Below are 6,924 nucleotides of genomic sequence, written 5' to 3' on the forward strand. Positions count from 1 at the left end.
CATGTTACTGACGAGGAATAAGTTTGTCGAAGACAGGCCAAAAAAGGCGGACCTATCAGGTTTAACCGCAGGTCATCCGAGGTCCGTCAGAGTGGACGGATCAGCCGGGCGAACCGGGCCCCGCCCCAGCCGCGCCGCCGGCAGCGGAGACCCGTCCAGCGCACCGACCCCGCCCGCGCCCCTGCCCGCACCCCTGCCCGTGTCCTCGCCGTCGCCCTCGCCGTCGCCCTCGCCCCAGAGCTCGGCGAGGTACCGCGAGCGCGCCATCGGTTCCGCCCCGAGGCTCCGCACGTGCGGCCCGTCCCACTGCGCGTCGAGCAGCCGCCCGCCCGCCGCGCCGAACCTCGCCCCGAGATCGGCGACGGCGACCCGGGCGGCGTCCGGACGGCGGTGGAACATCGAGTCCAGGCTCAGCACCGGGCCGACCACCACCCCGAAAACGCCGCCGATCAGCTCCTCCCCCTCCCACACCTCGCCGCTGTGCGCCGCCCCCAGCCCGTGCAGCTCCATCAGCGCTGCCGCCAACTCCTCCGTGAGCCAGACCGGCTGACGCCCCTCGGCGCACGCCGCCAGCACCTGCCCGAAGGCCCGGTCCGCGCTCGTCCACCACGAGGACCGGTTGCGCAGCCGCCGCTCCAGCCGCCTCCCGAGCCGTACGCCGTCGGGCGCGATCACCGGCCTCGGGTCGGGCGACCACCAGGCCAGCGCGTACGGGTCCGTCCCGCCCGGCAGCAGCGCCACCTCGCCCGCCTCGACGGCGTCCCCGTACAGCGCCTCGCTGTACGCGCTCGCGTACACGTCCGCCGCCGGCAGCGGGAACAGCCCGCGCCGGTACGCCGCCAGCAGTTCTCCGGGCCCGAGCGACCCGCCGAAGGCCACCGGGCCGTCGCCGGGGCCGAGTCGCCCGCCCAGCGCGTCGAAGAGGCTCGCGCCGGAAAGGCTCCCCTCGGAACGACTCTCCTCGGAACCGCTCACGGCGACGCCGCCCGCAGGAAGCCCTCCCGCTCCAGCCCCGCCAGGTAGTGGTCGATCAACCCGGCCTCCACCGGGGGCAGTTCGATCCCGCTCCCGGCCAGCGCCGCGTCCGCGTTGACCCGCTCGAACAGCGGGAACGTCGGCCGGAAGTACATCTCGCTGATCGACAGTTCCGTCCCCGGCGCGCGGTCCACGAACAGCGGGACGAACGGTGCGATCGGGTGCGTCGGGTTCCCGGCGGCGAACCGGACCAGCCGCCGCACCCAGTCCCCGTACGGCAGTGGGGCGATCCGGTGGCCGCGCGCCCGCAGCCGCTCGGTGAGGTCGGCGAGGACGCCCGGCTGCGGGGAGGTGAGGTGGTAGACCTCGCCGGCGGCCGGTGCGTGGGCGGCGATGTGGGCGACGGCCCGGGAGAAGCGGTCGGCGGGGACGAAGTCGAGCAGCAGCTGCACGTCCGGGCAGGTCCCGCTGTCGGCCAGGTAGGCGATCAGCGCGCACAGTTCGGTGCCGGTGTTCATCGCCCCGTCCGCGAGGTCCCCGGTGACGTCGTTGGTGCGCAGCACGGTGACCGGCAGGCCGGCGGCGGCCGCGTTGTGCAGCAGCTGTTCGGCGACCCACTTGCTCTCGACGTAGCCGACGCCGAGCCGTTCCGGGTGGGCGAGCGGGGTCCGTTCGGTGACCTTCGGGACGCCGGCCGCGCCGAAGCCGGCCAGGACGGCGAGGGTGGAGAGGTAGTGCACGGGGATGCCCCGGCTGTGCCCGGCGAGCCGGACGACCTCCCGGGTGCCGCCGACGTTGGGGCGGCGCAGCTGGTGGTACGGGTAGAGGAAGTTGACCTGCCCGCCGAGGTGGTGGATCGCGTCGAGGTGCCCGGCCAGCCAGTCGAACCGGTGGTCCGTCAGCCCGAGTGCGGGCCGGGTGAGGTCGCCGACCAGCGGCACCACCCGCCGGTCGGCGAGGTCGTGCCGCAGGAAGCGCTGCTGCGCCGCCCGCAGCCGTTCCAGCGCGTGTTCCTCGTCGGGCGCGCGGACCAGGCAGTGGATGCGGGCCCGGGTGGTGGCGAGCAGCGCGTGCAGCAGGTGGGCGCCGCAGAAGCCGGTGGCGCCGGTGAGCAGGATCTCGGCGGGCTCGGCCCGGGAGGGCGCCGGGCTCCAGGACTGCCGGAGGTCGTCGGTGAGCCGGGCCTCCGCGAACCAGTCGACGCCGGCGTCCCGTTCGGCGCCCGCGGGGCCCTCCGTGCGCGCCGCCCGCAGGGTCCCCGCGAAGGCGTGCAGGACGGGTTCGCGCAGCAGTGCCCGGGTGAGTGCCCGCACCTGCCCGACGTCGATGCCGAACATGATCCGGGCCCGCGCCAGCATCTCCATCGCGAGCAGCGAGGTGCCGCCGAGGGCGAAGAAGTCGCCGTCCGGGCCGACGTGTTCGAAGCCGAGCAGCTCCGCCCACAGCTGCCCGACGGCCGCCTCGACCGCGTCCGCACCGGACGCATCGGACGCATCGGACGCACCGGAGGCACCCGCTCCGGCCGGAACGACCGGAGCAGTCGGAACGGCCGGATCAGCCGGGCCGGACGGACCACCCGAACCGACCGAACGCACCGGCGCCTGCGGCAGACGCCGCCGGTCGATCTTCCCCGCCGCCGTCAGCGGCATCGCCGCCAGCGGCACGAAGTCGGCCGGCACCAGGTACTCCGGCAGCCGCTCGGCCAGGAACGCCCGGATCCCCCGCGCCCCGCCGGCCGCCCCGGGGGCGAGCGTGTAGTACGCCGTGAGCGTGCGGCTGCCGTCCGCCGCCTCCCCGTCGGCCGCGATCCGGGCCTGCCGGACGTCCGGGTGGGCGGCCAGGACGGCCTCGATCTCGGCCGGGTCCACCCGGTGCCCGCGCACCTTCAGCTGGTCGTCGAAGCGCCCGAGGATCTCCAGCTGCCCGTCGGCCCGCCACCGTCCGGCGTCGCCGGTGCGGTACATCCGCTCGCCGGGCAGCGGCGCGTACGGGTCGGGCAGGAAGGACTCGGCGGTGAGCCCGGCCTGCCGCCAGTAGCCGCGGGCGAGGCCGGGCCCGCCGAGGTGGATCTGCCCCTTCTCCCCGGGCCGGACGGGGCGCAGCCGGGCGTCGAGCACGTGCACCCGCACTCCGGGCAGTGGCCGGCCGATCGGTACGGGCGCGGCGGAGCCGCCCGGTCCCGCCGGGCCCGGGCCGGTGGCGCCCCCGCCGAGGAGGTCGGCCGTGACCTCGCAGAGCGTCGAGGTGACGGCCGCCTCGGTGACCCCGTACGCGTTGAGCAGCCGGGCGCCGGGCAGCCGTTCCAGGCAGCGGCGGCAGTCGTCGGCGTGCACGACGTCCCCGCCGACCACGAGCAGCCGCAGTTCCCGGGGGCCGGGCCCGCCGGGCGGGAGCAGGTCGAGCAGGTGGTGCCAGTAGGCGGGGGTGAGGTCGGCGACGGCCAGGCCCAGCCCGGGCAGCCGGCCGGCCAGTTCGGTGGGCGCCCAGGTGCCGCCCGCGTCCCCGCCGCCGCCCAGCACGACGGTCGCGCCCGCGAGCAGGGCGCCGAACACCTGCTCCAGCGCGGTGTCGGAGCCCAGCGCGGCCAGTTGCAGGACGCGTTCGCCGGGGCGCAGCCGGTAGGCGTGGACGATCCGGTCGAGGGTGAACAGCAGCGCACGGTGGGTGACGGGCACGCCTTTGGGGCGGCCGGTCGTGCCGGAGGTGTAGATCAGGTAGGCGAGGTCGTCCGGGACGGCGCCGTCGTCGCCCAGGAACTCGCCGGAGCCGCCGCCCCCCGGTCCGAGCACGGGTACCCGGGAGGTCCCCGGGAAGCCGTCGCCGTCCGCGACCACCACCCGGGCCCCGCAGTCCTCGACGAGCCCGGCCAGTCGTCGCCGCGGGTGGGCCGGGTCCAGTGGCAGGAAGGCCCCGCCGGCCTTGAGCACGGCCAGCCAGGCGGTCACCAGCCCGGCCCCGCGTTCCAGGCAGACCGGCACGACCTGCTCGGGGCCGGCTCCGCGGGACCGGAGCGCGGCGGCCAACCGGTCGCTGCGCAGGTCGAGTTCGCGGTAGCTCAGCGTGGCGTCGGCGGCGATGACGGCGACCGCCTCCGGGTCGTGCGCCGCCCGCGCGCGGAACAGTCCGTGCACCGTGTCGGCGAATCCGGCCGCCGCCCGCCGTACGGGGGCGCCGTCGGGGAAGCCAAGTTCGGCGGGGCGCCACTCGTGTTCCACCCGGTCCCGGCAGTCGGCCCGCCCGGCCGGTCCGTGGACCTGCCGCCAGCCGGCCGGGACGGTCAAGTCCCCGGGCCAGATCGCATACTGACCGTTGTCGTTGCGGACCACGGCGTGACGGCCGGAGCTCGCATCCGTGCGTACGCCCTGTGCGCTGTCTACTGCGTCGTCCACCGGCTTGACCTCGTGCTGTGGCGGCAGAATGCTGGGGAGTGCGACATTTCCGACTATACGCACTCCTGCCCCGTCGAGGCCGTCCGGTCGCACCCCCCGCCGGACGCCTCGCTGCTGCGCGAAAGCGCCCACCCCGTCCCGCCCCGGGCCGGCCCGTACGCCTCGCCCGCCCAGTCCTCGCCCGAACTCCCCCGCCCGACCGGCGGGGTGGTGTCGCGGAGGAGGTAGCCTCGTTGACTCGCCGGTGCCAACGCCTGATGGTCTGTTACCTGCTCTGGATGGTGCTGTTCACCGGCATCTACTACGCGAATCCGAGCCAGCGGATCATCTGGTGGACGGGCATCGGCCTCGGCGGCGTCGCCGCGATCGTGGTCGGGGTCCGTCTCAACCGGCCCGCGCACGCGCGCTTCTGGTACGTGCTGGCACTCGCCAACCTCAGCTTCACCGTGGGCGAGGTGATCCAGGCCGTCCAGCTGGACATCCTGCACCTGCCCAACCCGTTCCCGTCCGTCGCGGACGGCTTCTACCTCGCCGAGTACGTGCTGTACGCGGTCGGCGTGCTGGGCTTCATCCGCTGGCGCACGGCCCGTCAGGACCGCGCCGGGCTGCTCGACGCCCTCATCCCCACCATCGGACTGGCCCTGCTCGCCTGGATCTACCTGATCCTCCCGTACGCCCGGAACCCGGACCTCGACTGGATCCAGAAGGCCGTCTCGATCGCCTACCCGCTCGGCGACGTGGTCGTGCTCGCCCTGCTGCTGCGCCTGCTGACCCCGCGCGGGGGCAACTCCCGCTCGCTGCAGCTGCTCGCCGTCGGCTCGCTCGGCCTCCTGGTCTCCGACGTGCTGTACGGGCTGGTCCAGCTGCACGGCACCTGGCACATCGGCACGCCCGTCGAACTCGGCTGGGCCGCCTTCTACACCGCCTGGGGCGCGGCGGCGCTGCACCCGTCGATGGTCGAGCTGACCCGGCCGGTGCCCACCCAGCAGCCGGACCTGAGCACCGCCCGGCTGGTGCTGCTCACCCTCGCCTCGCTGATCGCCCCGGCGATCCTGATCATCGAGGCGCTGGCCGGCAACACCGGCAACGCGGGCGTGATCGGCGCGTTCTCCGCGCTGCTCTACCTGCTGGTGCTGGCCCGGCTGGCGGTGGTCGTCTCCGACCGCCGGCAGGCCGTCGCCCGCGAGCGGACGCTGCGCGAGGCGGGCGCCCGGCTGACCGCGGCCGTCACGGTGGAGGAGGTCGCGGACGCCGTCCAGTCCGCCGCGTCGACGCTGATGCCGGCCGAGGCCGGACACGTCGCCCTGCTCGCGGTGACCGAGGAGGGCGTGCTGCACGTGCGGCACGCCGGGAGCGGCTCCGCCCGGCAGGCGCCGCAGGACGCCGCGCCGTCCGAGCAGGTGCTGGAACTCGCCGCCGCCCGGGAGACCCTGCTGCTGCCCGTGGCCGCCCTGGGCCTGGACGCCGCCCCGTCCGTCTCGTCGAAGCCCGGCCCGTCCAAGCCCGGCCCCGCCCGGCCGGCCACCGCCAAGCCCGCTGCCAAGCTTGGCGCGAAGCCCGGCGGCGACCGGCGCAACCGCCTCGGCGGCGGCATGCCGTACGCCCTGGTCTGCCCGCTCACCCTCGCCGAGCGCCCCTCCGGCGATCCGCTGATCGGCGCGCTCATCGTCACCGGCACCGAGCAGGAGCTGACCAGCCTCTGGAGCTCGCTGGAGATCCTCGCCGCGCAGGCGGCCCTCGCGGTCGAGCGGTTGGTGCTGAGCCGGGAGGTCATCCGCCGCAACAGCGAGCTGTACTTCCGCACCCTGGTGCAGAACGCCAGCGACGTCATCCTGATCCTCGACGCCGACGACGGCGTGCGCTACGCCTCCCCGTCCGCCGAGACGGTGCTCGGCCACCCGAACCTGGCCGGCACCCTGCTGACCGACCTGGTCCCGCCCGAGGACAGCCGGGAGGTCGGCAAGGCGCTGGCCCGGATGCGCGGGCCGGCCGACCAGCCCCGGGCGGAGCAGCCGCGCGAGCACTGGCGGCTGCTGCGCCAGGACCGCACCCCGATCGAAGCCGAGGTCCGCTTCAACGACCTGCGCGCGGACCCGACCGTGGGCGCCCTGGTGCTCACCCTGCGCGACGTGACCGAGCAGCGGCAGATGGAGCGCGAGCTGACCCACCGGGCCTTCCACGACTCGCTGACCGGCCTGGCCAACCGGGTGCTGTTCCTGGACCGGGTCGGCCACGCCCTCTCCCGGGGCGAGCGCAGCGGAGCCGTCACGGGGGTGCTGTTCATCGACCTGGACGACTTCAAGGTGGTCAACGACACCCAGGGCCACGCGGTCGGCGACGAGCTGCTGGTCGCGGTCTCGATGCGGATCTCCACCGCGCTGCGCGCCTCGGACACCGCCGCCCGCCTCGGCGGCGACGAGTTCGCGGTGCTGGTGGAGGACGCGCGGCGGCCGGCCGACGTGGACACCATCGCGTCCGGGGTGCTGGCGGTGTTCGCCGAGCCGTTCAAGCTCACGTCGGGCGCGGTGCGGGTGACGGCCAGCATCGGCGTGGCGACCAC

3 protein-coding genes are annotated in these 6,924 nt (G+C 75.2%); 1 reads left to right on the forward strand and 2 read right to left on the reverse strand.

All coding sequences use genetic code 11. The features are described from left to right. Positions 1-72: 72 nt before the first annotated feature. Together ACFVHV_RS21135 and ACFVHV_RS21140 are read right to left on the reverse strand one after the other, a co-directional pair. Positions 73-975 (reverse strand): leucyl/phenylalanyl-tRNA--protein transferase, encoded by a 903-nt coding sequence (locus ACFVHV_RS21135; protein WP_380352667.1) that lies wholly within the window; start codon positions 973-975, stop codon positions 73-75. Then, positions 972-4,364, reverse strand: a complete 3,393-nt coding sequence (locus ACFVHV_RS21140) for an amino acid adenylation domain-containing protein (protein WP_380352669.1) — start codon at positions 4,362-4,364, stop codon at positions 972-974. Before ACFVHV_RS21140 ends, ACFVHV_RS21135 begins: the two co-directional genes overlap by 4 nt. A 233-nt stretch (positions 4,365-4,597) precedes the next feature. On the opposite strand from ACFVHV_RS21140, the gene ACFVHV_RS21145 reads away from it, so the two are divergent. Beyond that, a partial coding sequence (locus tag ACFVHV_RS21145; RefSeq protein ID WP_380352671.1) for a diguanylate cyclase domain-containing protein occupies positions 4,598-6,924 on the forward strand: 2,327 nt, incomplete at its 3' end.

It is taken from the genome of Kitasatospora sp. NPDC127116 (assembly GCF_042677365.1).
Taxonomy (GTDB): domain Bacteria; phylum Actinomycetota; class Actinomycetes; order Streptomycetales; family Streptomycetaceae; genus Kitasatospora; species Kitasatospora lactacystinica.